The sequence below is a fragment of the Amycolatopsis sp. NPDC001319 genome, assembly GCF_042896185.1.
In the GTDB taxonomy this organism is placed as follows: domain Bacteria; phylum Actinomycetota; class Actinomycetes; order Mycobacteriales; family Pseudonocardiaceae; genus Amycolatopsis.
On sequence record NZ_JBIAWY010000018.1, the window covers coordinates 143,855 to 170,781 of the forward strand.

General features: G+C 71.3%; 26 protein-coding genes. 19 read left to right on the top strand and 7 right to left on the bottom strand.

Annotated elements, in window-relative coordinates:
* Positions 1–87: 87 nt before the first annotated feature.
* Together ACFY1H_RS44050 and ACFY1H_RS44055 are read left to right on the top strand one after the other, a co-directional pair.
* Positions 88–1,260 carry an acetoin utilization protein AcuC gene (locus ACFY1H_RS44050; RefSeq protein WP_386956043.1) on the top strand — a complete coding sequence of 391 codons (1,173 nt, stop codon included), beginning with the start codon at positions 88–90 and terminating at the stop codon, positions 1,258–1,260.
* A gap of 2 nt (positions 1,261–1,262) precedes the next feature.
* Complete coding sequence (locus ACFY1H_RS44055; protein WP_366583802.1) at positions 1,263–3,968, top strand: GNAT family N-acetyltransferase; 2,706 nt, start codon at positions 1,263–1,265, stop codon at positions 3,966–3,968.
* 4 nt (positions 3,969–3,972) lie between these two features.
* Here ACFY1H_RS44055 and ACFY1H_RS44060 read toward each other — a convergent pair whose 3' ends face one another.
* Positions 3,973–4,422, bottom strand: a complete 450-nt coding sequence (locus ACFY1H_RS44060; RefSeq protein WP_386956044.1) for a carboxymuconolactone decarboxylase family protein — start codon at positions 4,420–4,422, stop codon at positions 3,973–3,975.
* An 83-nt stretch (positions 4,423–4,505) separates the two neighbouring features.
* Here ACFY1H_RS44060 and ACFY1H_RS44065 point away from each other — a divergent pair, with 83 nt between their 5' ends.
* Entirely contained in the window at positions 4,506–5,348 is an 843-nt protein-coding gene (locus ACFY1H_RS44065) for a sigma-70 family RNA polymerase sigma factor (RefSeq protein WP_386956045.1), read from the top strand.
* Here ACFY1H_RS44065 and ACFY1H_RS44070 read toward each other — a convergent pair.
* Together ACFY1H_RS44070 and ACFY1H_RS44075 are read right to left on the bottom strand one after the other, a co-directional pair.
* Entirely contained in the window at positions 5,308–6,342 is a 1,035-nt protein-coding gene (locus ACFY1H_RS44070) for an acyl-CoA dehydrogenase family protein (protein WP_386956046.1), read from the bottom strand. The two genes, ACFY1H_RS44065 and ACFY1H_RS44070, sit on opposite strands and share 41 nt — an antisense overlap.
* A 10-nt stretch (positions 6,343–6,352) precedes the next feature.
* Positions 6,353–7,534, bottom strand: a complete 1,182-nt coding sequence (locus ACFY1H_RS44075) for an acyl-CoA dehydrogenase family protein (RefSeq protein WP_386956047.1) — start codon at positions 7,532–7,534, stop codon at positions 6,353–6,355.
* A gap of 144 nt (positions 7,535–7,678) precedes the next feature.
* Here ACFY1H_RS44075 and ACFY1H_RS44080 point away from each other — a divergent pair, with 144 nt between their 5' ends.
* The 15 genes from ACFY1H_RS44080 to ACFY1H_RS44150 all read left to right on the top strand — a co-directional run bounded on the left by ACFY1H_RS44080 (position 7,679) and on the right by ACFY1H_RS44150 (position 22,446).
* On the top strand, positions 7,679–8,767 hold the full coding sequence (locus ACFY1H_RS44080) for a zinc-binding dehydrogenase (RefSeq protein ID WP_386956048.1): 1,089 nt from the start codon (positions 7,679–7,681) through the stop codon (positions 8,765–8,767).
* Positions 8,764–9,645, top strand: a complete 882-nt coding sequence (locus tag ACFY1H_RS44085; RefSeq protein ID WP_386956049.1) for a 3-oxoacyl-ACP reductase — start codon at positions 8,764–8,766, stop codon at positions 9,643–9,645. Before ACFY1H_RS44080 ends, ACFY1H_RS44085 begins: the two co-directional genes overlap by 4 nt.
* A gap of 16 nt (positions 9,646–9,661) precedes the next feature.
* Complete coding sequence (locus tag ACFY1H_RS44090; RefSeq protein WP_386956050.1) at positions 9,662–11,164, top strand: aldehyde dehydrogenase family protein; 1,503 nt, start codon at positions 9,662–9,664, stop codon at positions 11,162–11,164.
* On the top strand, positions 11,164–11,922 hold the full coding sequence (locus ACFY1H_RS44095) for a glucose 1-dehydrogenase (RefSeq protein ID WP_386956052.1): 759 nt from the start codon (positions 11,164–11,166) through the stop codon (positions 11,920–11,922). Before ACFY1H_RS44090 ends, ACFY1H_RS44095 begins: the two co-directional genes overlap by 1 nt.
* Before the next feature lie 88 nt (positions 11,923–12,010).
* Positions 12,011–12,805, top strand: coding sequence for an ABC transporter permease (locus tag ACFY1H_RS44100; protein ID WP_366583811.1), 795 nt, complete (start codon positions 12,011–12,013; stop codon positions 12,803–12,805).
* A gap of 1 nt (position 12,806) precedes the next feature.
* Positions 12,807–13,667, top strand: coding sequence for an MlaE family ABC transporter permease (locus ACFY1H_RS44105; RefSeq protein WP_386956053.1), 861 nt, complete (start codon positions 12,807–12,809; stop codon positions 13,665–13,667).
* Positions 13,664–15,046, top strand: a complete 1,383-nt coding sequence (locus tag ACFY1H_RS44110) for an MCE family protein (RefSeq protein WP_386956054.1) — start codon at positions 13,664–13,666, stop codon at positions 15,044–15,046. Before ACFY1H_RS44105 ends, ACFY1H_RS44110 begins: the two co-directional genes overlap by 4 nt.
* Positions 15,043–16,092: an MlaD family protein gene (locus ACFY1H_RS44115; RefSeq protein WP_366583814.1), complete on the top strand. Its 1,050-nt coding sequence runs from the start codon at positions 15,043–15,045 to the stop codon at positions 16,090–16,092. Before ACFY1H_RS44110 ends, ACFY1H_RS44115 begins: the two co-directional genes overlap by 4 nt.
* Entirely contained in the window at positions 16,089–17,120 is a 1,032-nt protein-coding gene (locus tag ACFY1H_RS44120) for an MlaD family protein (RefSeq protein ID WP_386956055.1), read from the top strand. Before ACFY1H_RS44115 ends, ACFY1H_RS44120 begins: the two co-directional genes overlap by 4 nt.
* Positions 17,117–18,313, top strand: a complete 1,197-nt coding sequence (locus ACFY1H_RS44125; protein WP_366583816.1) for an MCE family protein — start codon at positions 17,117–17,119, stop codon at positions 18,311–18,313. Before ACFY1H_RS44120 ends, ACFY1H_RS44125 begins: the two co-directional genes overlap by 4 nt.
* Complete coding sequence (locus ACFY1H_RS44130; RefSeq protein WP_386956056.1) at positions 18,310–19,491, top strand: MCE family protein; 1,182 nt, start codon at positions 18,310–18,312, stop codon at positions 19,489–19,491. The genes ACFY1H_RS44125 and ACFY1H_RS44130 overlap by 4 nt, the downstream gene beginning before the upstream one ends.
* Complete coding sequence (locus tag ACFY1H_RS44135; RefSeq protein ID WP_386956057.1) at positions 19,488–20,726, top strand: MCE family protein; 1,239 nt, start codon at positions 19,488–19,490, stop codon at positions 20,724–20,726. Before ACFY1H_RS44130 ends, ACFY1H_RS44135 begins: the two co-directional genes overlap by 4 nt.
* A complete protein-coding gene (locus tag ACFY1H_RS44140) occupies positions 20,726–21,208 on the top strand; it encodes a hypothetical protein (RefSeq protein ID WP_386956058.1) in 483 nt (160 codons plus the stop codon). The genes ACFY1H_RS44135 and ACFY1H_RS44140 overlap by 1 nt, the downstream gene beginning before the upstream one ends.
* Positions 21,205–21,687 carry a hypothetical protein gene (locus ACFY1H_RS44145; protein ID WP_386956059.1) on the top strand — a complete coding sequence of 161 codons (483 nt, stop codon included), beginning with the start codon at positions 21,205–21,207 and terminating at the stop codon, positions 21,685–21,687. Before ACFY1H_RS44140 ends, ACFY1H_RS44145 begins: the two co-directional genes overlap by 4 nt.
* A gap of 228 nt (positions 21,688–21,915) precedes the next feature.
* Positions 21,916–22,446 (top strand): hypothetical protein, encoded by a 531-nt coding sequence (locus ACFY1H_RS44150; RefSeq protein WP_386956061.1) that lies wholly within the window; start codon positions 21,916–21,918, stop codon positions 22,444–22,446.
* 53 nt (positions 22,447–22,499) lie between these two features.
* Here the strand turns inward: ACFY1H_RS44150 and ACFY1H_RS44155 are convergent, their stop codons facing one another.
* Positions 22,500–23,630, bottom strand: a complete 1,131-nt coding sequence (locus ACFY1H_RS44155; RefSeq protein ID WP_386956087.1) for a GDSL-type esterase/lipase family protein — start codon at positions 23,628–23,630, stop codon at positions 22,500–22,502.
* Here ACFY1H_RS44155 and ACFY1H_RS44160 point away from each other — a divergent pair.
* A complete protein-coding gene (locus tag ACFY1H_RS44160) occupies positions 23,611–23,973 on the top strand; it encodes a hypothetical protein (protein ID WP_386956062.1) in 363 nt (120 codons plus the stop codon). The genes ACFY1H_RS44155 and ACFY1H_RS44160 overlap by 20 nt on opposite strands.
* Before the next feature lie 31 nt (positions 23,974–24,004).
* On the opposite strand, the gene ACFY1H_RS44165 is transcribed toward ACFY1H_RS44160, so the two are convergent.
* The 3 genes from ACFY1H_RS44165 to ACFY1H_RS44175 form a co-directional block, all read right to left on the bottom strand.
* The gene (locus tag ACFY1H_RS44165) at positions 24,005–24,850 is read right to left on the bottom strand and encodes a hypothetical protein (protein WP_386956063.1); all 846 of its coding nucleotides are present in this window, start codon (positions 24,848–24,850) and stop codon (positions 24,005–24,007) included.
* Positions 24,850–26,352, bottom strand: coding sequence for an AAA family ATPase (locus ACFY1H_RS44170; RefSeq protein ID WP_386956064.1), 1,503 nt, complete (start codon positions 26,350–26,352; stop codon positions 24,850–24,852). The genes ACFY1H_RS44165 and ACFY1H_RS44170 overlap by 1 nt, the downstream gene beginning before the upstream one ends.
* A gap of 81 nt (positions 26,353–26,433) precedes the next feature.
* Positions 26,434–26,916: a hypothetical protein gene (locus ACFY1H_RS44175; protein ID WP_366583824.1), complete on the bottom strand. Its 483-nt coding sequence runs from the start codon at positions 26,914–26,916 to the stop codon at positions 26,434–26,436.
* Positions 26,917–26,927 lie beyond the last annotated feature (11 nt).

The following is a 26,927-nucleotide window of genomic DNA, read 5'->3' on the forward strand; positions in this document are numbered from 1 at the left end:
CGCGCGCCCCAACCACCGCGCGACCGAACAACAAGGCGCCGCAGCCGAACCCGGCTCGGGCGCGCCGAGCCCAGTACAGTGCGGTACATGTCCTCGCCTGCTGTCGTCTGGGATGCCGCGCTGCTGGGATACGACCTGGGCGGGGAGCATCCGTTCAACCCCGTCCGCCTGGAGCTCACGATCCGGCTGGCCACGGAGCTCGGCGTCCTGAACGACGTCGAGCTGCTCGTGCCCACCGCGGCCGGCGACGAGGAGCTGCTGCGCATCCACGCGCCCGAGTACCTGGCGGCCGTGCGGGAGGCGCCGCTCGTCGGCTGGGACGTCGGCCATGGGCTGGGCACGTCGGACAACCCGGTGTTCAGCGGGATGCACGACGCGTCGGCGCTGGTGGTCGGCTCGACGCTGCTGGCGGCGCGCAAGATCGCCGACGGTGAGGTGAAGCGAGCGGTCAACATCGCGGGCGGGCTGCACCACGCGATGCGCGACTACGCGTCCGGCTTCTGCGTGTACAACGACTGCGCCATCGCCATCTCCTGGCTGCTCGACCACGGTTTCGACCGCATCGCCTACCTCGACACCGACGTGCACCACGGCGACGGCGTCCAGACCGCCTTCTACGACGACCCGCGCGTGCTCACCGTTTCCGTGCACCAGCACCCGTTCACGCTCTGGCCCGGCACCGGCTACGCCGCCGAGATCGGCAACGGCAAGGCCGCCGGCACGTCGGTCAACATCCCGCTCCCGCCGCAGACGAAGGACCCCGGCTGGCTGCGGGCGTTCAACGCGGTCGTCCCCTCGCTGCTGGCCGAGTTCGAGCCGCAGATCCTCGTGACGCAGTGCGGCGTCGACTCGCACGAGGAAGATCCGCTGGCCGACCTGTCGCTCTCGGTCGACGGCCACCGCACGATCTACTCGACGATGCGCGACCTCGCCGAGACCTACAGCGGCGGGCGCTGGCTCGCCGTCGGCGGCGGCGGGTACCAGCTGATCCGCGTGGTCCCGCGCTCGTGGACGCACCTGATCGCCACGGTGCTCGACCGCGACTTCGCACCGGACACGGCCCTGCCGCCCGGCTGGGTCTCCGCGATCACGAAGGCCGCGCCCACCGCCGAGATCCCGCCCGCGATGACCGACGACGAGGACACCGCGTTCAAGCCGTGGGGCGACGCCGCCGACGACCCGGTCGACATCGCGATCCGCGACACCCGCCGCGCGGTGTTCCCACTGCACGGCCTCGACCCGGACGATCCCAGGGACTGACCATGTCCGAAGACCCGGCGCTCGGAAACGGCCTGCGCGACCCGTACGACTACCCCCGCGACTGGGAGGCCGACGTCGTCCTGTCCGACGGCGGCACCGTGCACCTGCGGCCCGTGGTGCCCACGGACGCCGACGGTCTCGTCGCCTTCCACAGCAGGCTTTCCGAGCGCACACGCTACCTGCGGTACTTCGGCGCCTACCCGCGGATCCCGCCGCGCGACCTGCAGCGGTTCTCCACTGTGGACCACCACGACCGGGTCGCGTTCGTCGCGCTGCTCGGCGACGACATCGTGGCCGTTGGGCGCTACGAACGGCTCGACGGCGGCCCCTCGGCCGAGGTCGCGTTCGTCGTCGACGACAAGCACCAGGGCCGCGGGCTCGGCTCGATCCTGCTGGAGCACCTGGCCGCCGCCGCGTCGGAGTGCGGGCTGCGCCGGTTCGTCGCCGAGGTCCTCGCCGAGAACGCGCCGATGGTGCGGGTGTTCCGCGACGCCGGCTACCAGGTCAGCCGCGCCATCGAGGAAGGCGTGCTGCACCTGGAGTTCAGCATCGACCCGACGGAGGAGTCGCTGGCCGTCGCGCGCTCGCGCGAGCAGGCGGCCGAGGCGCGCAGCGTGCACAACCTGCTGCACCCGCGGTCGGTCGCGGTGATCGGCGCGTCGGCCGACCACACGAAGGTCGGCCACGTCGCCTTCCGCAACCTGCTCGCCGCCGACTTCACCGGCACCGTCTTCCCGGTCAACCCCGAGCACCGCTCGGTGCGCGGCGTGCGCGCGTACGCGTCGGTGCTCGACATTCCGGACCCGGTCGACCTCGCGCTGGTCGCGGTTCCGGCCGAGCTCGTCGAGTCGGTGCTCGACGCCTGCCTCGTCAAGGGCGTGAAGACGCTGGTGATCGTTTCCGGCGGCTTCGCCGAGTCCGGCCCGCTCGGCCTGCACGCCGAGCTGCGGCTCGTCGGCGAGGCCCGCGCCCACGGCATGCGCGTGGTGGGCCCGAACGCGCTCGGCGTGCTCAACACCGCGCCTGGCGTGCGGCTCAACGCCACCCTCGCCCCGCAGCTGCCGCGCCGTGGGCGCACCGGGTTCTTCTGCCAGTCCGGCGCGCTCGGCACGGCGATCCTGGCCGACGCCGGTTCGCGCGGCCTCGGTCTGTCCACCTTCGTCTCCGCCGGCAACCGCGCGGACGTCTCGGGCAACGATCTGTTGCAGTACTGGGAAACCGACCCCGAGACCGACCTCGTGCTGCTCTACCTCGAGTCCTTCGGCAACCCGCGCAAGTTCGCGCGGCTGGCGCGGCGGCTCGCGCGGAACAAGCCGATCGTCGCGGTGAAGTCGGGCCGCCACGCCGTGCGCCCGCAGCTGGCCGCGACGTCGGCGGAGGTCGACGAGGCGAGCGTGCAGGCGCTGTTCGAACAGGCCGGCGTGGTGCGGGTGGAGTCGCTCGCGCAGCTCTTCGACACCGCGCTCGTGTTCGCGCACCAGCCGCTGCCGGCCGGGCCGCGGATCGCGATCGTCGGCAACTCGAGCGCGATCGGGCTGCTCGCCGCCGACACCGCGCGGGCCCAGGGGCTGCACCTCGCGGCCGACCCGGTGGACATCGGCCCGCAGGCCGGGCCCGACGCGTTCGCCGCGGCCGTGCGCGAAGCCCTTGATTCGCCGGAGACCGACGCGCTCATCGCCGTGTTCGCCCCGCCCGTCGCCATTCCCGGCACCGCGTACGCGCGGGCGCTGAAGGAAGCCGTGCTGGAGCACGAGCGCACGAAACCCGTGGTGTCCACGTTCCTCGCGGCCGAGGGCGTGCCCGACGAGCTGGCCGTGCTCAGCGAAGACGGTGTGCCCACCCGGGGTTCGATCCCGTCGTACCCGAGCCCGGAACGCGCGGTGACCGCGTTGTCCCGCGTGGTGCGGTATTCGGCGTGGCGGCAGCGTCCACAGGGGACACTGGTGCGCCCGGGCGGGCTGCACGTCGAGCAGGCGCAGTCGATCGTGCGCGAGCTGCTCGCCGAAGCCGACGGCCACTCCACGATGCTGTCCGACGACGACGTGGTGCGGCTGCTCGGCTGCTACGGCGTCGACGTGGTGCCGTTCCGCGTGGTGTCCGATGTGGACGGTGCGGTCGCGGCCGCCGCGGAGCTGGGTTATCCCGTCACGCTCAAGGCCGTGGACGAGCGGCTGCGCGGCCGGCCCGACCTGGCGGGCGTGCGGCTGGACCTCACCTCGGAGGACTCCGTGCGCGTGGCCTACCGCGACCTGTGCGAGGTCTCCGGCGACAACGAGCTCTACGTGCAACGCATGGCCGCCAAGGGAATCTCGTGCGTGATCGGCCTGCAGGACGACCCGTCGTTCGGCACGCTCGTGTCGTTCGGCCTTTCGGGTCTGGTCAGCACGCTGCTCGGCGACCGCGCCTACCGCGCGGTGCCGGTCACCGACGTCGACGCCGCCACGCTCATCCGCGAGCCCCGCACATCGCCCCTGCTCACCGGCTACCGCGGCGACGAGCCCGCCGACCTCGCGGCGTTGCAGGACATGGTGCTGCGCGTGGCCGCGCTGGCCGAGGACAACCCGGAGGTCCGGTCCTTGGCACTCGACCCGATCCTCGCCTCGCCCGACGGCGCCTTCGTGGCCAACGCGCGCATGGTGCTGGGCCCGCCGCCGACCCGGCCGGACACCGGGCCGCGGCGGTTGCGCCACATCACGCCGTCGGACTGACAGCTCACCAGGTCTTGCCGGCCTGCTCCCCGTTCGTCCGGTTGATGCGGTTGAAGAAGTTGGTCAGCGCGATCTCCAGCGTGAGCGCCGACAGCTGCTCCGCGGTGAAGTGGATGGACGCGGCTTCGCGGATCTCGGGCGTGACGCCCGCCGCGCCGTCCTGCAGGCGGGTCGCGGCCTCCGCCAGCGCGAGCGCCGCGCGTTCCGTGTCGCTGAAGAAGGGCGTGTCGCGCCAGGCGGCGACGTTGTGCAGCCGCTCGTCGGTCTCCCCGTGCTTCTTCGCCGCCGCGACCCCGGCATACACGCAGGGGCTGCAGCTGTTGATCTGGCTCACGCGCAGGTGGACCAGCCCCAGCAGCCGCGGGTCGACCCCGCCGGCGTGGATCGCGCGGTTCAGGTGCCCGATCGCGGTCATCACCTCGGTGCTCGCCGCGGATTTCGTCGTGGTGGTCATGTCCGTGCTCCTTCTGCGGTTACCTCGGCCCGGTCGGGCCCGTCATCTCGCATGACGGAGCAGTGACGAGGAAGGTAACGACCATGACCGACCCGATCGCGGAAGCGTTCGAAGCCCAGCGCGAACGGCTGCGCGCCGTGGCCTACCGCGTGCTCGGTTCGCACGCCGACGCCGACGACGTGGTGCAGGAGGCATGGCTGCGCTTGTCGCGCCAGGACGCCGCGGCCATCGACAACCTCGGGGGCTGGCTCACCACCGTCGTCGGCCGCCTCAGCCTCGACGTGCTGCGCGCGCGGCAGAGCCGGCCGCAGGCGCCGGGTGACGACCGGCGGCCGGAGGGGGTGGTGGCGCTCGACAGCCCCGAGGACGACGTCGCGCTCGCCGATTCGGTCGGGCTCGCGCTGCTGGTGGTGCTCGACGCGCTCGGGCCGGGGGAGCGGCTGGCGTTCGTGCTGCACGACCTGTTCGCGGTGCCGTTCGAGGAAATCGGCCAGATTCTCGGCAAGTCGACCGCCGCGGCGAAGATGCTCGCCAGCCGTGCCCGTCGGAAGGTACGGGAATCCGAGCGGCCCTCAGCCGGACGAGAGCAGCGCGAGGTGGTCCGGGCCTTCCTGGCAGCGGCTCGCGACGGCGACTTCGCCGGGCTGCTGCGGGTGCTCGACCCCGACGTGCGGCTCACCTCCGAAACCCCGGACGGCGTGGTCGTGGTCCTTGGCGCCACCAAGGTCGCGAGCGGCGCGCGGTTGTCCGGCGGCCTGGCCGCCACGGGCCGGGACGTGCTCGTGGCCGGGCGCCCCGGTGTCGTGTCCCTCGACGAGGACGGCACGGTGGTGGCGCTGCTGGCGTTCACGGTCGTCGACGGGCGGATCACGGAGCTGACCGTGGTCACCGATCCGGCGAAGCTGTCAGCAGCCCGCCCAGAGTGAGCAGCTGCGCGGTGGCGCCGCCGCCGGTGAACTCGAGGCGTTTGGCCGCCGCGAAGTAGCGGTGCAGCGGGTGGGAGACGTCGATGCCGACGCCGCCGTGCAGGTGCACCGCGGTGTGGGCGACGCGGTGGCCGGCTTCGGCGGCCCAGTACTTCGCGGTGGCGATCTCGGCGTCGGCGGGCAGGCCTTCGGACAGGCGCCACGCGGCCTGCCACAGCGTGAGCCGCACGGCTTCGACGTCGAGGTACGCGTCGGCGAGCCGCTGGCGTACGGCCTGGAAACCGCCGAGGACGTGGCCGAACTGCTCGCGTTCACGCGTGTGGGCCGCCGTCAGCTTCAGGGCGCGCTCGACGACACCCAGCTGCTGCGCGCACAACCCCACCGCGCCGCGTTGCCGCAACGCTCGGCCGACGTCGCCGAGGGGCGTGCCGGGGGCGTCGTCGAGCCGGACCAGGCCCGCGTCGGCGTGGTCGATCGTCTGCTGCGCGGCGATGGAGACGCCGGGGGCGTCGCGTTCCACCAGGAAAACCCCGCCGGGAGTCTCGACCAGCACCGCGTCGGCGAACGCCGCGAACGGCACCGCGGTCTGCGTACCACTGAGCCGTCCGCCGGTCTCGGTGAAACCGCCCGCGACCGCCAGCACCGCGGAACCGCGTGACACCGGCAGGAGCCAGCGCTCCACCAGCTCCGGCCGGCCCAGCTCGGCCAGCACCGAGCCCGCCTGCACCACGGAGGAGAGATACGGCAGCGGCGCCACGGCCCGGCCGACCTCGATCAGCACCGAGCACTGTTCCAGCAACCCGAACCCGCCACCACCGACGGCCGCGGGCAGGGCCGCGTCGAGCACACCCGACTGCGCCAACCGCGTCCACAGTGGCGCGTCGAAGCCCCCGGAACCGTGCGGTCCCAGCGTTTCCGGCGTCACGTGGTCGGCGAGGAGGCGGCGGGTCAGCGCGGCCAGGTCCTGCTGCGCCTCGGTGGGGGAGAAGTCCACGGCGGTGCTCCTAACGCGTCACGGGCTGGCCGAGCGCGGCCGCGGCGACGATGTCGCGCTGCACCTCGTTCGTCCCGCCGCCGAAGGTGAGGATGAGGGCGGAGCGGTGCAGCCGTTCGATGCGGCCGGCCAGGACCGCGCCCGGCGAGCCCTCGCGGACGACGGCGGCCGCGCCGAGCACCTCCATCAGCAGCCGGTAGGCCTCGATCGCGGACTCCGTGCCGAACACCTTCGTCGCCGACGCCTCGGCCGGCCCGAGCTCGCGTTGCGCCGCGGCCCACGCGATCTGCCAGTTGCGCAGCTTCAGGTACTCCGCGCGGGTGTGCACGCGGGCGAGGTTCAGCCGCACCCACTCGGCGTCGAGCAGCGGCGTGCCCTCGGGGGTGACGGCGGTGCGCGCCCACTCGATGACGTCGCGCAGGGCCGTGCGCATCGGCGCGGCCGAGGTCAGTGCGACACGCTCGTGGTTGAGCTGGTTGGTGATCAGCGGCCAGCCCGCGTTCTCGACGGCGACGCGCGCGGTCACGGGCACGCGCACCCCGTCGTAGTAGGTGGCGCTGGTGCCGGGGCCCGCGACCGTGTGGACCTTCGTCCAGGAGAAGCCGGGCGCCGACGTCGGCACGACGAGCATCGACAGGCCCTTGTGCTTGGGCGCCTCCGGGTCGGTGCGCGCGGCGAGCCACACGTAGTCGGCGTACTCGATGAGGCTGGTCCACATCTTCTGGCCGGTGATCACGTACTCGTCGCCGTCGCGCACCGCGCGCGTGCGCAGCGACGCGAGGTCCGTACCCGCGCCCGGTTCGGAGTAGCCGATGGAGAAGTGCAGCTCGCCGGCGGCGATGCGCGGCAGGTAGAACGCCTTCTGGTCTTCGGTGCCGTAGCGCATGATGGTGGGCCCGATCGTGTTCACCGTCAGGAACGGCACGGGCACGCCCGCGGCCGCCGCCTCGTCGGTGAACACGAGCTGGTCGAGCATCGAGCGCGCCTGTCCGCCGTACTCCCGCGGCCAGCCCAGCGCGAGCCACCCGTCCTTGCCCAGCCGGCGCACGATCTCCTTGTATGCCAACCCATCGCCGTACTCGCCGCCGCCCGCGGCGAGGCTCTCCCGGCGGGCCGGCGTCATCAGCTCGGCGAAGTACTCCCGGAGCTGGGCCGCCAGCTCACGCTGGGCGTCCGTGTCGTCGATCCGCACCGCTCACCTCGCCGCCGGTTGTATAGAACTTGTTCTATTTGTAGCAGTCGGACCAGCAAGAAGGAAGGCGTCGCGAGCCTTGCCTGAAACAAGAACAGATTCTAGTCTGGGGCACCAAGGCAGGCTTCGACGAGGAGGCTCGCGGTGAGAGCAGCCGTACTGAACGCGATCGGCGACGACAAGCTGGAGCTGCGGGACGACGTCACCACCGTCGATCCGGGGCCGGACGAGGTCCGGATCCGGGTGCGGGCGTCGGGAATCTGCCACAGCGACCTCTCCGCGATGGACGGCACGCTGCCGGCGCTCGTGCCCGGCGTCGTCGGCCACGAGGGTTCGGGCGAAGTCCTCGAAGTCGGCTCCGCGGTCACACGCTTGCAGCCGGGCGACCACGTCACCGTGTCGTTCGTGCCGCCGTGCGGTTCGTGCGCCAACTGCCTGCGCGGTCAGCCGAACCTCTGCGCCGTGCACGCGATCGCCGCGTTCACCACGCCGCGGTTCCGTCTGGGCGACACGCCGTTGTTCGGCTACGCGGGGCTCGGCACGTTCGCCGACGAGGTCGTGGTGCCCTCGTCGGGTGCGATCAAGGTCGACGCCGACGTGCCGTTCGAGACGGCCGCACTCATCGCGTGCGGTGTGCTCACCGGAGTGGGCTCGGTGCTCAACACCGCGAAGGTGGAGCCGGGCTCCACAGTGGTCGTCTTCGGCTGCGGCGGCGTCGGGATCTCCGTGATCCAGGGCGCGCGCATCGCCGGCGCGGCCACGATCGTCGCCGTGGATCCGGTGGAGGGCAAGCATTCCGTCGCCCGAGGCTTCGGTGCCACCCACGCCGTGACGCCGGAGAACCTCGACCAGCTGAAGGGCGAGCTGACCGGCGGCGAGGGGTTCGACTACGCGTTCGACGTGGTCGGTGCGCCCGCCACCATCCGCGCCGGCTGGGACGCCGCCCGCCGCGGGGGTACGGTGGTGGTCGTCGGCGCCGGGCGGGGCGACGCGATGGTGTCGTTCAGTGCGCAGGAACTCTTCTTGCACGACAAGAAGATCCTCGGCTCCTTCTACGGTTCGTCGCACGTCCACCGCGACACCGCCACCATGCTGCGCTTCTGGCGCGCGGGCCTGCTCGACCTCGACGGCATGATCTCGCGCCGCCTCACCTTCGCCGATATCAACGATGGCCTCGGCCTGCTGCGCGAAGGCAGCACCGACGTGATCCGCCAGGTGGTGACGCTGGCGTGAGCCTCGACGGCAAGGTCGCCATCGTCACCGGAGCCGCCGCCGGGCTCGGCCGCGCCGAAGCGCTCGCGCTGGCCCGGGAAGGCGCGGCCGTGGTGGTCAACGACGTCGCCGAAGCCCACGCCACCGTCGAGGAAATCGAGGCGGGTGGTGGCAAAGCGCTCGCGGTGGCGGGTGACGTCTCCGAAACCGCCACCGCGCAGGAACTCCTCACCGCCGCCGTGGACCACTTCGGCGGCCTCGACATCGTGGTCAACAACGCCGGTGTCCTGCGCGACCGCATGCTGTTCTCGATGACCGACGCCGAATGGGACCAGGTCATCGCCGTCCACCTGCGCGGCCACTTCCTGCTCTCCCGTGCCGCCGCGCGGCACTGGCGCGACCGCGCCAAAGTGGACGGAAAGCCGGTCTACGGGCGGCTGGTGAACACCGCGTCGGAAGCCTTCCTCGTCGGCTCACCCGGCCAGCCCAACTATTCCGCCGCGAAAGCCGGCATCGTCGCGCTCACCGTGTCCGCCGCACGCGGGCTCGCGAAGTACGGCGTGTGCGCCAACACGATCTGCCCCCGCGCCCGCACGGCGATGACGGCCGACGTCTTCGGCGAAGCGCCCGGAACCGGCGTCGATCCGCTCTCGGTCGAGCACGTCGCCCCGTTCGTCGCCTTCCTCGCCTCGCCCGCCGCCGAGCACGTCAACGGCCAGGTTTTCGTGGTCCACGGCGGAATGGTCGCGCTGCTCCGTCCACCTTCGGTCGAGCAGCGCTTCGACACCGCGAACGGCACGTGGACCCCCGCCGAGCTGGCGGAGACGGTCGGCGCGCACTTCGCCGGCCGCGACCCGGAGCGGATGTTCGCCGCCACCGAGCTGCTCACCCTGCCCTGACCTCCCGGGAGACCTCATGACGCTCACCGTGTTACCCCACTGCGACGAAGCCGGGCTCAAGGCCGGACAGCTGTTCATCGGCGGCGAGTGGACGCCCGCGCGCGACGGCGCGACGTGGACCCACCTGCATCCCGCCACGAGTGAGGAGATCGGCGAGTTCGCCGTGGCCGGTCCCGCCGACGTCGACGACGCCGTGGCCGCCGCCCGCGCGGCGTTCGCGACGTGGGGCACCTCGCGCGCGAGCACCCGCATCGCCGTGCTGCTCAAGTACGCCGAGCTGCTGCGCGCCCACGCCGACGAGCTGCGCGCGCTGCAGGCCCTGGACAACAGCGTGCCGCTGTCCTTCGGCGCGATCTACGCGACGTCGGTGGCCGCCGCGGCCGACGTGTTCACCCACCACGCCGGCTGGGTCGACAAGGCGGGCGGCCAGACGCTGCCGCCGTACCAGGGCGGCGACCACCTGGCGATGACCTTCCGCGAGCCGATCGGCGTGGTCGGGGCGATCCTGCCGTGGAACGCGCCCTTCCTGCTCTTCGCGCAGAAGGTGGCCCCGGCGCTCGGCGCGGGCTGCACAGTGGTGCTCAAGGCTTCGGAGTACGCGTCGTTCGCCGTGATCCGCATGGTCGAGCTGCTCGCCGAGGCCGGCCTGCCCGCGGGCGTGCTCAACCTCGTGACCGGCCCCGGCGACCCGACGGGCGAGCGGCTCATCACGCACCCGGATGTCGACAAAGTGAGTTTCACCGGCAGCCGCGCGGTGGGCAAACGCATCGTCGAGGCGTCAGCGGGCACGCTCAAGCGCGTGTCGCTGGAGCTCGGCGGCAAGAGCCCGGCCATCGTGTTCCCCGACGCGCCCAACGTCGGCCTCGCCGCGATGACCACGATGGGCGCGGTCACCATGGGCCTGTCCGGCCAGGCGTGCGTGGCCAACACCCGCGCGCTGGTGCACCGCGGCGTCTACGACGAGTTCCTCGCCGCCGCGCAGGGCATGGCCGCGGCCGTGACCTACGGCGACCCGTTCGACACGGCGGTGATCTCGTGCCCGCTCGTGAACGGCCGCCAGCTCGAACGCGTCCTCGGCTACATCGAGAAGGGCAAGGCGGAAGGCCGGCTCGTCACCGGCGGCGAACGGCTCGACGGCGACTACGCGGGCGGCAACTTCGTGGCCCCGACGATCTTCGCCGACGTGGACAACCACGCCACGATCGCGCAGGAAGAGATCTTCGGCCCCGTCCTGGCCGTCGTCCCCTTCGGCTCGGAAGAGGAGGCGATCGCGCTCGCCAACGACACCGAGTACGGCCTCGGCGCCGGCCTCTTCACCGCCGACTCCGCCCGCGCGTTCCGCGTGGCCCGGCGGCTGCGCGCCGGCACCATCGGCGTCAACGGCTTCCAGGTCGAGCCGCACCTGCCCTTCGGCGGGTTCAAGCAGTCGGGTCTCGGGCGCGAGGGCGGGCTGTCGGCGTTCGAGGCCTACACCGAGCTCAAGACCGTGCTCATGCCGCTCGGCGAGGAGCTGATGTAGTGGGCCGGCTCGACGGCCGCGTCGCCCTCGTCACCGGCGCCGCCCGCGGCCAGGGCGCGGCGGCCGCGCGCGCGTTCGTGGCCGAGGGCGCCCGCGTGGTCATCGCCGACGTGCTCGACGCCGAGGGCAAGCAGCTCGCCGCCGACCTCGGCGACGCCGCGGTGTTCCAGCACCTCGACGTGGGCGACGAGGACGGCTGGACGGCCGCGATCGAGCGGACCGTCGCCGAGTTCGGGCCGCCGACGGTGCTCGTGAACAACGCCGGCGTCCTGCATTTCGCCGAGCTGAAGAGCACCACACTGGCCGACTACGAACGCGTGGTGCGTGTGAACCAGACAGGGGCGTTTCTCGGGATGCGGTCGGTCGTTGAACCGATGACCGGGGCCGGTGGCGGCTCCATCGTCAACGTGTCCTCTGTGGAGGGACTTGCCGGCATGCCGTTCCTCGTCGCCTACACCGCGAGCAAGTTCGCGATCCGCGGGATGACCAAGGTCGCCGCGCTGGAGCTGGGCGCGCACGGCATCCGGGTGAACTCCGTCCATCCCGGCATGATCGACACGAAGATGGTTTCCGAAGCCGCCGGCGCCGACGTCGACGTGTCGTGGGTCGGCAAGAAGGTGGCGCTCGGCCGGGTGGGGCGGGCCGACGAGATCGCGCCGCTGCTCGTGTTCCTCGCGAGCGGCGAGAGCTCGTACTGCACCGGGAGCGAGTTCGTAGCGGATGGCGGGGCTACGGCGACTCACGCGTTGAAGCTGTGATCCACGCGACTGAGAGCGAGCAGTGAACACCGCTAACGGAAGTCGGGCGGGAGGTATGGACAAGACTCGGGGGTGACTACTGGGAGGTGTGGTGAGCGAGAGCGGCTCGATCACCCTCCCGGGCACCGCGGCGCTGACCCAGGTCGGCCGGCTCGCCACGCTGTCCTGGGAGGTGCTGCGGGCGATCTTCCGGCGTCCGTTCCAGTTCCGCGAGTGGATCCAGCAGTGCTGGTTCTTCGCGAGCGTCACGATCCTGCCGACGGCGCTGGTCGCCATCCCGTTCGGGGCGGTGATCGCGCTCCAGCTGGGGTCGCTGACCACGCAGATCGGCGCGCAGTCGTTCACGGGTGCCGCGAGCGCGCTCGCGATCGTGCAGCAAGCCGCCCCCCTGATCACGGCGCTGCTGGTGGCCGGCGCGGGCGGCAGTGCGGTCTGTGCCGACATCGGCGCGCGCAAGATCCGGGAAGAGATCGACGCCATGGAAGTGCTCGGCGTCAACCCGATCCAGCGCATCGTCGTGCCGCGCGTGCTCGCCGCGATCGTGGTGTCCGTGCTGCTCAACGGCCTGGTCAGCGTGGTCGGGGTGCTCGGCGGCTACTTCTTCAACGTCGTGCTCCAGGGCGGCACGCCCGGTGCGTACCTGGCCAGCTTCAACGCGCTGGCCCAGGTGCCGGACCTGTGGATCAGCGAGATCAAGGCGTTCCTCTACGGCTTCGTCGCCGGCGTGGTCGCGGCCTTCCGCGGCCTGAACCCCGCGGGCGGGCCGAAGGGCGTGGGCGACGCGGTGAACCAGGCCGTGGTGATCACGTTCCTGCTGCTGTTCCTCATCAACGTCGTGCTCACCGCGATCTACCTCAAGATCGTGCCGCCGAAGGCGCTGTGACGTGACCGCCGAACCGATCGAGGCCCCCGCGCTGTCCGACCGGACGCTCGAGATCATCGCGCGTCCGGGCGCGAGCCTGGAAGGCCTCGGGCGCCAGCTGTCGTTCTACGGCCGCGCGCTCGCCTGGTCGCCGCGCACGATCCGCCGCTACGGCCACGAGACCCGCCGGCTGCTCACCGAAGTCTGCTTCGGCACGGGCGGGCTCGCGGTGATCGGCGGGACGCTCGGCGTGATGATCGGCATGACGCTGTTCACCGGTCTCATCGTGGGCCTGCAGGGTTACTCCGCGCTCAACCAGCTCGGCACCGCCGCGCTCACCGGCTTCATCTCCGCCTACTTCAACACGCGGGAGGTCGCGCCGCTCTCGGCCGGGCTGGCGCTTTCGGCGACGGTCGGCTGCGGGTTCACCGCGCAGCTGGGCGCGATGCGGATCTCGGAGGAGATCGACGCGCTCGAGGTGATGGCCGTGCCGAGCATGCCCTACCTCGTGACGACGCGGGTGCTCGCCGGCGTCACCGCGGTGATCCCGCTGTACGCGATCGGCCTGCTGTCGTCCTACCTCGCGTCGCGGCAGATCACGATCTGGCTCTACGGCCAGTCGGCCGGCACCTACGACCACTACTTCACGCTGTTCCTGCCCCCTGAAGACGTGTTGTGGTCGTTCGCCAAGGTGATCGTGTTCAGCGTGATCGTGATCCTGTCCCATTGCTACTACGGCTACACCGCCGACGGCGGGCCGGCCGGCGTCGGCATCGCGGTGGGCCGCGCGGTGCGCACGTCGATCGTGCTGATCTCGGTGCTCGACTTCTTCCTCAGCCTCGCGATCTGGGGCGCCAACACCACCGTGCGGATCTCCGGATGAGCACGCGGCGCGAAACGCTGAAGCGGCTCCGGTACCAGGTGCTGGGGCTGGTCTTCCTCGTCGTCGCGGCGCTGTTCTTCACGACGACGATCGCGATCTACAAGAAGGTCTTCACACCCGTCACGCTCGTGAAGCTGGAGACCGACCACGTCGGCAGCCAGCTGCGCACGGGCGGCGACGTGAAGGTGCGCGGCCTGCTCGTGGGCGAAATCCGTTCGGTCACGGCAAAGGGCGACCACGCGGAGCTGGAACTCGCGCTGCAGCCGGACAAGATCGACGAGATCCCCCGCAACGTGTCAGCGAGGCTGCTGCCCAAGACGCTCTTCGGCGAGCGCTACGTCGCGTTGCAGCTGCCCGAAAGGCCCGCCGCGCACATCGAAGCCGGCGACGTGATCCCGCAGGACCGCAGCAGCACGGCGATCGAGCTGGAACAGGTGCTCGACGACGTGATGCCGCTGCTGCAGGCGGTGCAACCGGAGAAGCTCTCCAGCACGCTCAGCGCCGTGTCGAGCGCGTTCGACGGCCGCGGCAAGCAACTCGGCCAGAGGCTCGTGAACCTGTCGGACTACCTCGGGCAGCTGAACCCGTCGCTGCCCGACCTCAAGGCCGACATCACGGGCCTGGCCAACGTTTCGGGCACCTACGACAAGGCCGCGCCCGACCTGCTCGACGCGTTGGCCGACCTCACCACGACGACTCGGACCATTGTGGAGAAACGCCAGGGACTGTCCGATGTGTACGCCTCGGTCTCGGCGGCGTCGGCCGACCTCACGAGCTTCCTGGACGTCAACAAGGACAACCTGATCCGGCTCACCACGGCCGTGCAGCCGACGCTCGACGTGCTCGCGAAGTACGCGCCCGAGTACCCGTGCCTGCTCAAGCAGCTCGCCGCTTCGGTGCCGGAGGCGGAGCTGGCGTTCGGCAAGGGCACGGCCCACCCCGAGGTGAGCCGCGTGACGATCGAGTTCAGCGCCAGCCGCGGCAAGTACCTGCCGGGCGTCGACGAGCCCAAGTACGACGACAAGCGCGGCCCCCGCTGTTACCCGCAGGTCCCGAAACCCGGGTTCTGGCCGCAGTACCCGCCGGACGGCGCGGTCAAGGACGGCTCCGCGAAACCCGCGCCGCCGCACAGCCCGGCCGAGTCGCTGCCGGGCGAGATCACCTCGGGCGCGATCACGTCGAACACCGTCGCGGGTAAGGGCAACGGCGGCGGCGGCGAGTCGGGTGGTGCGCCCTCGATCTTCGGGTCCACCGACGAGCAGGAGCTGATCGACCTGCTGGCCTCGTCGGCGATGAAGACCACACCGGACCAGGTGCCCGGCTGGGCCGGCCTGCTCGTCGGGCCGCTCTACCGCGGAGCGGAGGTGGAGCTCAAGTGAGGTCCTTCGTCCCCGCGCTGGTGAAGATCCTGATCTTCGCCGCCGTCACCGTGCTGCTCACCGGCATCCTCGCGGCCACCATCGCGAACACGAACTTCGGCACCACGGCGGGCTTCGCCGCGAAGTTCACCGACGCGTCGGGCCTGCAGCCGGGCGACGACGTGCGCATCTCCGGCGTGAAGGTGGGGCAGGTCGACTCGATCGACGTGCAGCAGGGCGACCAGAACGGAGCCCAGAATCTAGCCAACGTGCGTTTCGCCGTCGACGCCCAATACAAACTGCCTGCGCTCACGACCGCGACGATCAAGTATCGCAACCTCGTCGGCCAGCGCTACCTCGCGCTCGGCACCGACGTCACCGGCGGCGGCACGCTGGCCGACGGCGCGACGATCCCGCCCGAGCGCACCAAACCCGCCCTGAACCTCACCGTGCTGTTCAACGGGTTCAAGCCGCTGTTCCAGGCGCTGGACCCGAAAGAGGTCAACCAGCTCTCGGCCGAGATCATCCAGGTCTTCCAGGGCGAGGGTGGCACGATCACGAGCCTGCTGGCCCACACCGCGTCGATCACGACGTCGATCGCCGGCAAGGACCAGGTGATCGGCCAGGTCATCGACAACCTCAACCAGGTCCTGACCACGGTGAACTCGCGTGGCCCGCAGCTGGGTGATCTCATCGACCAGACGCAGCGGCTCGTGAGCGGCCTGGCCGAGCAGCGCAAGCCGATCGGCGACGCCGTGGGCGCGCTGGGCGAGCTGACCGAGACGACCTCGGGTCTGCTCGCCGACGCGCGCCCGGCCGTGCAGGACGACGTGAAGCAGCTCGGCGCGCTGTCGAACAACCTCGCCGACTCCGACCAGCTGCTCGACCACCTGCTGCAGGTGCTGCCGGGCAACCTGGAGAAGTTCACGCGCACGCTGAGCTACGGCAGCTGGTTCAACTACTACCTGTGCGGGATCGAAGGCACGATCGGGATTTCGTCGCTGGACGTGACGCTGCCGATCGTTCCCTTGCCGGCCACCCAGCGCGCGGCGAGGTGCGGCCCGTGAAGCGGCTCAAGGAACGCAACCAGGCGGCGGTCGGTGGAGTGACGCTGGTGCTGATCCTGCTCGTGACCGCCGTGGCCTACTTCTCCGACAGCATCCCGATGTTCGGCAACGGCACCACGTACTCCGCGTACTTCGGCGAGGCCGCCGGGCTCGCGCCGGACAACGAGGTGGAGGTCGCCGGCGTGAAGGTGGGCCAGGTGACCTCGGTGGAGCTGGCGCACAAGCAGGTGCTGGTGAAGTTCCGGGTGAAGGGCGTGCGCGTGGGCGACGCGTCCACCGCGTCGATCGAGATCAAGACGCTGCTGGGGGAGAAGTACCTCGCGCTCGACCCGAAGGGCGCCGGCACGCAGAGCCCGGGTGACACGATCCCGCTGCAGCGCACACGTACGCCGTTCCAGCTGCAGGACGCGTTCGACCAGTTGTCCACGACCGTCGGCGACATCGACACGAAGCAGCTCGCCGACAGCTTCACCGCGCTCTCGGATTCGCTCAAGGACAGCCCGCAGTACCTCAAGGACACGCTTTCGGGCCTGTCCGCGCTGTCGAAGACGGTGTCCTCGCGCGACGACGACCTGCACACGCTGCTGGCCAACACGAGCGCGATCTCCAAGACGCTCTCGGACCGCAACACGCAGCTGCAGCAGGTGATCAGCGACGGCAACCTGCTGCTGACCGAGTTGCAGAACCGCCGGGACCAGATCAGCGCGTTGCTCAAGGGCACACAGCAGATCTCGCAGCAGCTGTCCGGCCTCGTCGCCGACAACCGCACGCAGCTGAAGCCGACGCTCGACGCGCTGGGGAAGGTGACCGACGTGCTGCAGCGCAACCAGGGCAACCTCGACCGCGGCCTGGCGCTGATGGCGCCGTTCGCGCGCGTCGGCGCCAACGCGACGGGCAACGGGCGCTGGTTCGAGGGCTACCTGTGCGGGCTGCTGCCGCCGACGATCACGGCGGGTGGGCTGTCGATCAACCCCGAGGGCTGCACCCCGCCCATCGCGGCGCCGAACCAGGGGGTGGGTGGACGGTGACGATCGAAACGAAGACTCAGCGGAGCCTGGTGACGTGGCTGGGTTTCGCCTGCGTCTTGGCGCTACTGCTGACAGCCGGATTGTGGCTGGTCTTCCGCACGAGCAGCGGCACCACGCTGTCGGCCTACTTCGGCAAGACCGTCGGCCTCTACGCCGGATCTTCGGTTCGTGTACTCGGCGTGCCGGTCGGCGAGGTCACCGCCGTGACGCCGGACGGGCAGGCCGTGCGCGTGGACATGCGCGTGAACGACGACGTGCCGATCCCCGTCGATGTCGGCGCCGTGGTGGTCGCCCCGAGCCTGGTCAGTGACCGCTACGTGCAGCTGACCCCGGCCTACGACAGTGGCCCGACGCTCGCCAGCGGCACCGTCCTCGCCCGCGACAAGACGGCCACGCCGGTGGAGCTCGACGACCTCTACGCGAGCCTCGACAAGCTCTCCACCGCGCTGGGTCCCAACGGTGCCAACAAGAACGGCGCCCTGTCCGACGTCCTCGACACCGCGGCCGCCAACCTCAAGGGCAACGGCGCCGACCTCAACTCCACCGTCGGCCGTCTCGCCGACCTCGCGGGCACGCTCGACGACTCCAAGGACGACCTGTTCGCCACCGTCCAGAACCTGAACTCTTTCACGGACGCCCTCGCTCAGAGCGACAGCCAGCTCAACGAGTTCTACCAACGCGTCGCCGACGTCAGCGGGTTCCTCGCCGACGACTCGGCCGACGTCGGTGCCGCGCTGAGCTCCCTGGCCTCCTCGCTCGGTGACGTGAAACAGTTCGTGGCCGACAACAAGGCCGGCCTGGAGTCCAATGTGGACAAGCTGGCCTCGCTCACGGGCGTGCTCGTGGACCAGCGGGCCGCGCTCGCCGAGGTGCTCGACATCGCGCCGACCGGGGCCACGAACTTCATCAACTCCTACGATGCCGCCTCCGGCACCATCGCCGTGCGCGACAACCTCAACGAGATCACCAACCCGCCGATCCTCACCGTCTGCCGGATCCTCGCCGCGGGCACCCCGAAGGGCGTGCCCACGACGCTGACCGACATCTGCAAGCAGCTGGCGCCGGTCCTCGACGGAGCGCTCAAGCTGCCGACCGTGCCGCAGGTGCTCAACTCGCTGCAGAACGGCCAGCTGCCCCCGTTGCCGCTCCCGCTCGTGGACGTGATGACGCAGCTTTCCGGCGGTGGCAAGTGAAGCGGCGGCGCCTGGCCGGGGTGCTCGCCGGCGTGCTCGTGCTCGCCGGGTGCAGCGACGGCGGCTTCAACGGCCTGTACTCGACGCCGCTGCCGGGTGGGCCCGATCTCGGCGACCACCCGTACCACGTGACGGCGCTGTTCACCGACGTGCTCGACCTCGTGCCGCAGGCGAGCGTGAAGGTCGACGACGTGGCCGTGGGCCGGGTCGACAAGATCACGCTGACGCCCGACACGCGCTCGGCGCTCGTTGCCATGACCGTGAACGGTGACGTGCAGCTGCCCGCCAACGCGCGCGCCGAGCTGCGCCAGTCGAGCCTGCTGGGCGAGAAGTTCGTCGAGCTGGGGCAGCCGACCGCCGAGAAGCCGGCCGGTCACCTCGCCGACGGCGCGCAGATCCCGCTCGGGCGCACCAACCGCAACCCCGAGGTCGAAGAGGTCCTCGGCGCGCTTTCCCTGCTGCTCAACGGCGGCGGTCTCGGCCAGCTGCAGGACATCAGCCACGAGCTCAACGACGCGTTGTCCGGCAACGAACCCGAGATGCGCGCGCTGCTGTCGCGAGTGGACGATCTCGCCACGCAGCTCGACGGGGACAAGGGCGAGATCCTGCGCGCGATCGACGGGCTGGACAAGCTCTCGCACACGCTCGCCGGGCAGCAGCAGAACATCAAGACCGCGCTGGACAACCTGGCGCCGGGCCTGAAGATCGTGGCCGACCAGCGCGACCAGCTCGTGGGGATGCTGAACGCGCTGAACAAGCTTTCCGGCGTCGCGGTGGACACCGTGAACCGCAGCCGCGACCAGCTCGTGGCGAACCTCAAGGCGCTGCAGCCGACGTTGCAGAAGCTCGGCGAGGCGGGCCAGGACCTGCCGAACGCGTTGCAGATCCTGCTCACCTACCCGTTCCCGGACTACGCGGGCAACACGATCAAGGGTGACTACGCCAACGTCGACGCGACCGTGAACCTCGATCTCGACAAGCTGCTGCAGAACTTCACCAACTCCTCGCAGCCGCCGATCCAGATTTCCGGGCTGACTTCGCCGCCGGGTACGGGTGCGGCCACGCCGGCGCTGCCCCTGCCATTGCCGACGACCGCTCCGCCGGCGAAGAACCAGGCCGGGCCGGGCGGGCTGCTCGGTGGTCTGCTGGGCGGCCTGCTCGGGGGAGGTGCGGGATGACCTCGCGCAAGACGCGGATCCAGCTCATCGCGTTCGTGGTGATCGCCGTGGTGTCGGTGGTCTACGCGGGCGGCAAGTACGCGGGCCTCGACCGGCTCTTCGGCTCGCGCGGCTACCAGGTCACCTTGCAGCTGGCCGATTCCGGCGGCATCTTCGTGAACTCCGAGGTCGCCTACCGCGGTGTGACCGTCGGGCGCGTCTCGGCCATGACGCTCACCGGCCACGGCCTCGACGTGCACCTCGACCTCGACTCGGGCGGCCCGGACATCCCCGACGACCTCCACGCGCAGGTGGCGAACCGCTCGGCGGTCGGGGAGCAGTTCGTGGACCTGCTGCCCGACCGTGAGACGGGCCCGTACCTGCACGACGGTTCGGTGATCACGCAGGACCGCACGTCGCTGCCCGCGTCGCCGGACTCCGTGCTGTCGCATTTGGACGATCTCGTGGCGAGTGTGCACCCGGACTCGCTCAAGACCGTCGTCGACGAGACCTACGACGCGTTCGCCGGCACCGGGCCGCAGCTGCAGAAGCTGTTGGACAGCACGGGTTCGCTCACCGCGAAGGCCGCGCAGTACATCCCGCAGACGCGCGGGCTGCTGGCGAACTCGCGCACGGTGTTCGCCACGCAGGAGCGCCAGGCGCAGAACATCACCGACTTCGCGGGCGGGCTGAAGACGATCGCGGCGCAGCTGAAGTCGTCGGACCCGGACCTGCGCACGGTGATCGACCAGGCGCCGCAGCTGAGCCGCCAGATCAGCGACGTGCTCGCCACCTCGGGTTCCGACCTGGGCGTGATCTTCGCGAACTCCCTGACCACGGCCCAGATCACGTCCGCGCGCACCGACGCGATCGAGGAGCTGCTGGTCGCTTATCCGGTGATCTCGGCGTTCTCGCCGTCGACTTCGCCGGACGGCACCGGGCACCTCGGTGTGGTGTTCAACTTCTTCGACCCGGTGTCGTGCACGAAGGGCTACGAGGGCACGAAGCAGCGTCCGGCCAACGACACCACCGAAGCGCCGGTGAACGTGAACGCCTACTGCGCGGAGCCGCCGGGCAGCCCCGTCGAGGTGCGTGGGGCGCAGAACGCGCCGTACGCCGGCAAGCCGCCGGCGATCCCGGCCGCACCGAAGGAATCGGCGCCGTCGACCACCCCGGACGCGAACCAGCTGCCGGGTCTGCTCGGCCTGCTCACGCCGCCGGCCGGCGGCCTCGGGGCGTTGCTGGGCGGCTCGTGATGAAGGCGCTGCTGGTCGTGCCGGTGCTCGCCGTCCTCGCGGCCGCCTGGTTCGGCTGGTCCTGGTGGCACGCGGCCCACGACGACGACCTGGCCCGCGGCCGCGCCCGCGACGCCGTGCTCGCCGCGGCGTCCACGGACCTGGTCGCCCTCAACACGATCGACTACCACACCGGCGGCGCCGACGTGGACCGTTGGATCGCCGCCACGACCGGCCAGTACGGCGCCACCCTCGCCGGCGACCGCCGGCTGCAACTCGACCGCGCGACGAGCACCAAGACCGTCTCGACGGCCGCACTCCTGCAGGCCGCCGTCACCGACCTCGACCCGACCGCCGGCACGGCCCGCGTCATCGCCGTGCTCGACGTCCGCGTGAGCACCGCCGGAGGCGCCCCCGTGCCGAAACAGGCGCGCCTCACCGTCGACTTCACCCGCGACGGCGACACGTGGAAAGTCGCCGGCGTCCAGGCGGTGGGCTCGTGAAACGCCGGCCGATCGCCGTGACGGTGGTCGCCCTCGCCTGCGCGGCGTGGTTCGCCGTGCAGGCCTCGGCCCTGCAACCCCGCGACGACGACGCCCTGGTCGACCAGACCACCACCACCCAGGTCCGCGACCAGGTGAGCGCCGCCGTGAAGGCCCTGTTTTCCTACGACTACACCAACCTCGACCGCACCTCGCGCGCCGCCGCCTCGGTGCTCAGCGGACCCGCCGTCGGCCAGTACGACGCCCAGTTCGCCGCCGCGACCCAACGCGCCACCGCCGGCAAGCTGATCCGCGCCACCACCGTCCGCTCCGCCGGCGTCCGCACCCTCCACGGCGACGACGCCACCCTGCTGCTCTTCCTCGACCAGCAAACAATCCTCCCGGGCGGCGGCGCCCCGCAGTCCTCGGTCGCACAGCTGGCCGTCACCGCCCACCGAGTGGACGGCTCGTGGAAGATCACGGGCCTCGACCCGCTGTAGATTCCTTCCTTCGCGGGCGAATACATCGCTTTCGCCGGGAACGTTCCGGCCGGTCACCCGAAACCGGCGTCCTGTTCTTTTCACCGTGGTGACCCAGTTCACCCTCATACGTCCACAGTGGACGGGTCGGTGTGATCCGCGTCGCGGCAAGGGGTTTCGGTCGAACCCGGAACCGGGACCCTACGTGATTCCGGGTGTGGGGGAATCGCGAAGGAGAAGGGTGGAAACGTGAAGAACCTCAGGATTCTCGCGATGGCGGGCAGCGCGGCTGCGGCGATGGCCGTGCTGGCGGCGTGCGGGAGCGGCGGCATGGCCGCCTCGGCGCCCCCGCCGGCCGGCGCTCAGGCGCCCGCCTCCTCGGCAGCCGCGCTCACGACGGTGGGTGAGGCGAACACGTCGCTCGGGACAGTTCTCGTGAACGCCAAGGGCTTCACGCTCTACACGTTCGACGAGGACAAGCCCGGCATGTCGGCGTGCACCGACAGCGGGTGCAAGTCGCTCTGGCCGCCGATCACCGGCCCGGCACAGCCCGCGAACGGGGTGAGCCTGCCCGGGCAGCTCGCCACGTTCACCCGCTCCGACGGGATCGAGCAGGAGACCTTCAACGGGAAGCCTGTTTACACCTACGCCCAGGACACCGCCCCCGGACAGACGAAGGGCGACGGCGTGTTGGGCACGTGGCACGCGCTGGTCGTCACCCCGCGCGGGTCCGCGCCGGCGACCACGGCGAACGGTACCGGCGGGGTTTCCGGCTACTGATCGCTTCGCGCGAGTCTGGTTCGGCCGGCGTGCGCCGTGCCGAGCCAGACTGGCTACCCGTTCCCGAACGCACCGCCCGCACCGAACGCCAGGCGCGCGAAGCGCTCACCCACGCGCAGGTGGGTCTCGGCGTCCGGGTGCAGAGCGTCGGGTAGGGGCAGCTCCGCGAAGTCCTGCTCGCCGTAAAGAGTCAGACCGTCGAGCAGATGCAGGTTGGGGTCGTCGGAGCGCTGGGCGACGATCCGCGCCAGTTCGTCGCGGATGATCCGCAGCGTCAGCTTGCCCGGGCCCGGTTCACCGGTCGCGCGGAAGCGGACCACCCCGTCGGCTTCGAAGACCGGGGCGCCGGGGCCCGGGGTGTCCTCGTGGATGGGGCACAGCAGCGGCGAGACGACCAGCAGGGGAGCGGTGGGGTGGCCGGCGCGGATCGTGTCCAGGAAGCCGTGCACGGCGGGGCCGAAAGCGCGCAGGCGCATCAGGTCGGCGTTGACGAGGTTGATCCCGAGCTTCACGCTCACGACGTCGGCCGGGGTGTCGCGCATGACCTGGGCCGTGAACGGGTCCAGCAGCGCACTGCCGCCGAAGCCGAGGTTGGTGAGCTCGACGCCCGCGTGCCGAGCGGCGACGGCCGGCCACGTGGTGGTGGGGCTGGCCGCGCCCGAGCCCTGGCTGATGGAGCTGCCGTGGTGCAGCCACCGCCGGCGGCCGGCCGAGGTCGGCGCGCTGGCGGGCGCGTCGGCTCGGAGCGCGACGAGCGTGGTGAGTTCGTTGTGCGGCAACCAGATCTCGACGTCCTTGGTCCGCGCGGGCAGGCCGGCGAACCGCACCGTGCCCGGCTCGCCGCGGCGCACCTCGGTCGAGCCGGTCGTCATGTCGACAACAAGCTCGTCCCCGCCGCCCACCGTCCCGGCGCCGGTGGGCGTGCCGTCCACGAACAGCTCGTACACCCCGTCGGGCCGGGCCGCCGCGCCGACGTAGGACACCTTGGTGCGCAGCGCGTCCAGCTCCACCACGGTCGCGGCGGTCCGGAACGCCAGCCGCACCCCGGAGGCTTGCGCCTCCACCATGGCCAGCTGCGCGTCCCCTCGCGCGCGAGCCCACGCGGGCAGCCGGTGCGGCACCAGGCCGCGTTCGGTGGTTTCGAGTTCGAGGGCGCCGCGGACGGTGTCGGGCAAGTCGATCATGTGCACGCGCCCCAGTCTGACCGCGGCCGGGCCGCGCACGGTGTTTTCAGTGCCGGATCAGCCCCAGCTCCCCGAACATCCGCCTGCTCCACGCCAGCGCGGACGGCAGGTCGTCCCACTGCACGCAGCCGACCTTGTGATCACCTCCACTGTGGGCAGGCGGATCGAGGTCACCGTCGGGCTCACGACGGACGTCCGAGGCAATCAGGTGATCGGCCTCGCCGTTGGCGGCGGGCCCTCGGCTGTCCTGGCCCTCGGCGGCCGTGACAACACCGGCGGACGCCTGATCGTGAATCTCCGAGCGGCTTTGTCCGATCTCGCCGAGAAGCAGCGCCGCACGTGATCGTGGTTGCTGCCGGCGGTGCAGCGCCGTGTCAGTGCTGGATCAGCCCCAGCTCCCCGAACATCCGCCTGCTCCACGCCAGCGCGGACGGCAGGTCGTCCCACTGGCGGTCGTGTTCCTCCAGGTGTGGGAACACGTACGGGTCGGCGATGTCGGCTGGCAGGTCGTCGGTCCGGCACGGGGCGGGCAGGCCGTAGTTGTCGAGCATCATGGCTTTCGCGACTTCCTTCGGTTGGCCGTCCCACACGCCGAACCAGAGCCGGCGCAGCATGGCCGGGTGGGCCACGGCGAAGATCAGCCGGCCGACGTCGAAGGGCTCGCCCGCGGTGATCACCCGGGCCATCGCGCGGGAGCGCAGCTTTCCCTCCGGCGTCCGCAGCGTGCTCGTGTCCCCCGACCAGATTTCGACGCTGTGGCCGACGTCGATGATCGCCGTGCAGAGTGTCGCGAGCGCGAGGCCGCGGTTGATGATCACCTGGTGCCCGATCGCGTGCGAGTAGCCGGCCGGGATGAGGAACGTGACGACCTTGCCGCGCCGCGACACCTGGCGCGGCACCGCGTCCACCATGCATTCGGGCACCCCGGCCAGGAAGGCGGCGATGTCGACCTCGCTGCCGGTCACGTCCCACGCGGGTTCCAGCTCGGTCGCCCCCTGGTCGAGGCCGGCGCCCGCCCGTAGCTCGGCCACGGTGACGTCGGCTTCCTCCAGCGCCAATGGCCACCCGTCGACGGCGAGCGTGAGCGCCTCTTCCCAGGTCGCGCCGTGCCAGCCGCCCTTGGACCGGCGGCTCTCCGCGCCGACGACGGTCGGCGGCGCGGTGGCCTTCTCCACGAACTCGTGCCACGACAGCATCGGGGGCAGGTGGACGGGCAGCATCAGTCCAGCCCGAGCGCCGCGCGGTGGGCGTCCGACAGCCCGCGGATCACGCGCCACTGCATGACCTGCTCCACGGTCGCGCCGGCTTCCAGCAGCTTCGCGCCGTCGATGCTGGCGCGCGGCGAGAGGATCACCGGGAGCTTCTTGGCCAGCGCCGTCGCGCGCAGCTCCCGGATCGACGCCACCAGCTCCTCCACCGCGTCCGGGTGCGAAGGCGCGTGCCGCAGCGCGACGCGTTCCTCCAGTCCCTCGCCGATGGGCACGTCGAGCACCACGAACCGGTCCAGCGTGGCCGAGTCCAGCGTCTGGCGGCCGACGTACTGGCGGTCGCCGCCGGTGCCGTAGGTGTTGCCGGTGGCCCCGAGCCGGAAGTCGGCGTGCGCGGTCACCATGCGGTCGGCGAAGGCGCACACGCCGAGCGCGAGCGCCTGGTTGAGCTCGGCCAGCAGGCCGGGGTGGCCGTTGTCGAGCTCGTCGAGCAGCATCACGCCGCCGTGCTCGAACGCCCGCCGGAACGGGGTGTCGTGGTAGTGGCCGTTGGCGTCGTAGTAGCCGAACACCTTGCTCATCGGCGTGGTCGGGCCCAGCGACAACGCCTGGAACTGCAGCCCCAGCGCCTGCGCCGCGTGCTTGGCCAGCATCGACTTGCCCGTGCCCGCGGGACCGACCAGCAGCACGTGGCAGCGCGCGTGCAGGGCCACCAGCACCTCCGGCAGCACGGCGTGCGTGTCCTCGGCCAGCTCGATCGGCTTGCCCTGCGGCAGCACCACCGACACCACGGTCGGCGAATACTTCGCGAGCTCCTTCTCCGCCGCCGCCTGCACGGCAGAGCGGACGCGCGCCACCGCCACGGCCGTCACCCGCTCGACCAGGTCGGGTTTGGCTTGCCGCGCCACCTCGGCCACGGCCTTCTCGATCTTGCCGGACAACGCGGCCGTCGCTTCGTGCAGCAGGTGCTCGCGCAGCTCTTCGGGATCGGGCGTCGCCTTCGTGACGGCCTCGCGGGCGAGATCCGGCAGCACCGTGCGCCGGAGCTGCTCGGCGAGCGTGGACCGCACCTTGGCGGTGGCCTCTTGCACGGCTCCGGCCACGGTCTGGGCCGTCTGCTCGCGCACGGCCTCGGCCACCTCCGGCGTGGCCGCCGACACCAGCTTCGCGCGAAGGGACTCGACGTCCGGCGTCGCCGCCCGCACCGCGCGTTCGGCCAGGTCCGGCAGCAGCCGCGCCGAGGTGGACTCCACGGCTTCCGCTGCCGACGCGCGCAGCGTGTCCCGCAGGGCGAGCTCCACCGACGCCTGCGCCTCGGCCAGGTCCGGCGTCGCATCTGCGACGGCTGCCTGCGCGAGCGGCGGCAGCAGGCCCTCGGCGTGGCGGCGGATCGTCTCGGGCAGCCGCGCGTGCACCTCGCGGTCGATGCCCCAGTACATCGCGGCCTGGCCGAACATCGACCGCGCCACCGCCTCGGAGATCCGGACGATCTCGGCTTTCTGGCTGTCCCGCACTGCCTCTCCCCGCTTTCCGCGTTGCTCTGCGAAGACGGTAAGAGCGCAGGAGCGGGAGGGGTCCCGGATGGCCGCTTCCGGTCAGCCGTCCCAGACCGCGGCGCCCTGGCGCACCACGGCGACGGGCGCCGGCTCGGCAACCGGCCACAGGTCCACGACGTAGCGGAAGTGCTCGCCGTACTCGTGCTCGTTCCACGTCACGGCCGGCGGCCCGCTCTCCACATAGGACACACGCACGCGGTAGCGGCCGGGAGCGAGCACCAGCTCGTGTTCCTGGCCCGGGTAGTCGGCCGGACCGGCGAGCGTCACCGTCCCGCCCGGCACGGCGAGGTCGGCCTCGACCGCGTGCTCCGCGTCGGCCGGAATGGCGGGCGCGGCGGCGTGCAGGGCGACGTCGACCTCGACCAGATCGGAACGCGCGGTGGCGACCGCGAGCGACGACGGCTCCACCGCGATCCGGTGCGAGGTCACCGCCTCGTCGGACCACCCGCCGTCGCCGGGGACCCAGGCGGTGTTGTCCCGCAACGAGAACTGACGCTGATCGGCATGGATCACGAGACGCACGAGACCCCACC

What these genes read in the sequence shown, in the direction of transcription:
- ACFY1H_RS44050 (WP_386956043.1), top strand. Translation starts at nt 88, where the DNA reads ATGTCCTCGCCTGCTGTCGTCTGGGATGCCGCGCTGCTGGGATACGAC.
- ACFY1H_RS44055 (WP_366583802.1), top strand. Translation starts at nt 1,263, where the DNA reads ATGTCCGAAGACCCGGCGCTCGGAAACGGCCTGCGCGACCCGTACGAC.
- ACFY1H_RS44060 (WP_386956044.1), bottom strand. Translation starts at nt 4,422, where the DNA reads ATGACCACCACGACGAAATCCGCGGCGAGCACCGAGGTGATGACCGCG.
- ACFY1H_RS44065 (WP_386956045.1), top strand. Translation starts at nt 4,506, where the DNA reads ATGACCGACCCGATCGCGGAAGCGTTCGAAGCCCAGCGCGAACGGCTG.
- ACFY1H_RS44090 (WP_386956050.1), top strand. Translation starts at nt 9,662, where the DNA reads ATGACGCTCACCGTGTTACCCCACTGCGACGAAGCCGGGCTCAAGGCC.
- ACFY1H_RS44110 (WP_386956054.1), top strand. Translation starts at nt 13,664, where the DNA reads ATGAGCACGCGGCGCGAAACGCTGAAGCGGCTCCGGTACCAGGTGCTG.
- ACFY1H_RS44135 (WP_386956057.1), top strand. Translation starts at nt 19,488, where the DNA reads ATGACCTCGCGCAAGACGCGGATCCAGCTCATCGCGTTCGTGGTGATC.
- ACFY1H_RS44140 (WP_386956058.1), top strand. Translation starts at nt 20,726, where the DNA reads ATGAAGGCGCTGCTGGTCGTGCCGGTGCTCGCCGTCCTCGCGGCCGCC.
- ACFY1H_RS44155 (WP_386956087.1), bottom strand. Translation starts at nt 23,630, where the DNA reads ATGATCGACTTGCCCGACACCGTCCGCGGCGCCCTCGAACTCGAAACC.
- ACFY1H_RS44165 (WP_386956063.1), bottom strand. Translation starts at nt 24,850, where the DNA reads ATGCTGCCCGTCCACCTGCCCCCGATGCTGTCGTGGCACGAGTTCGTG.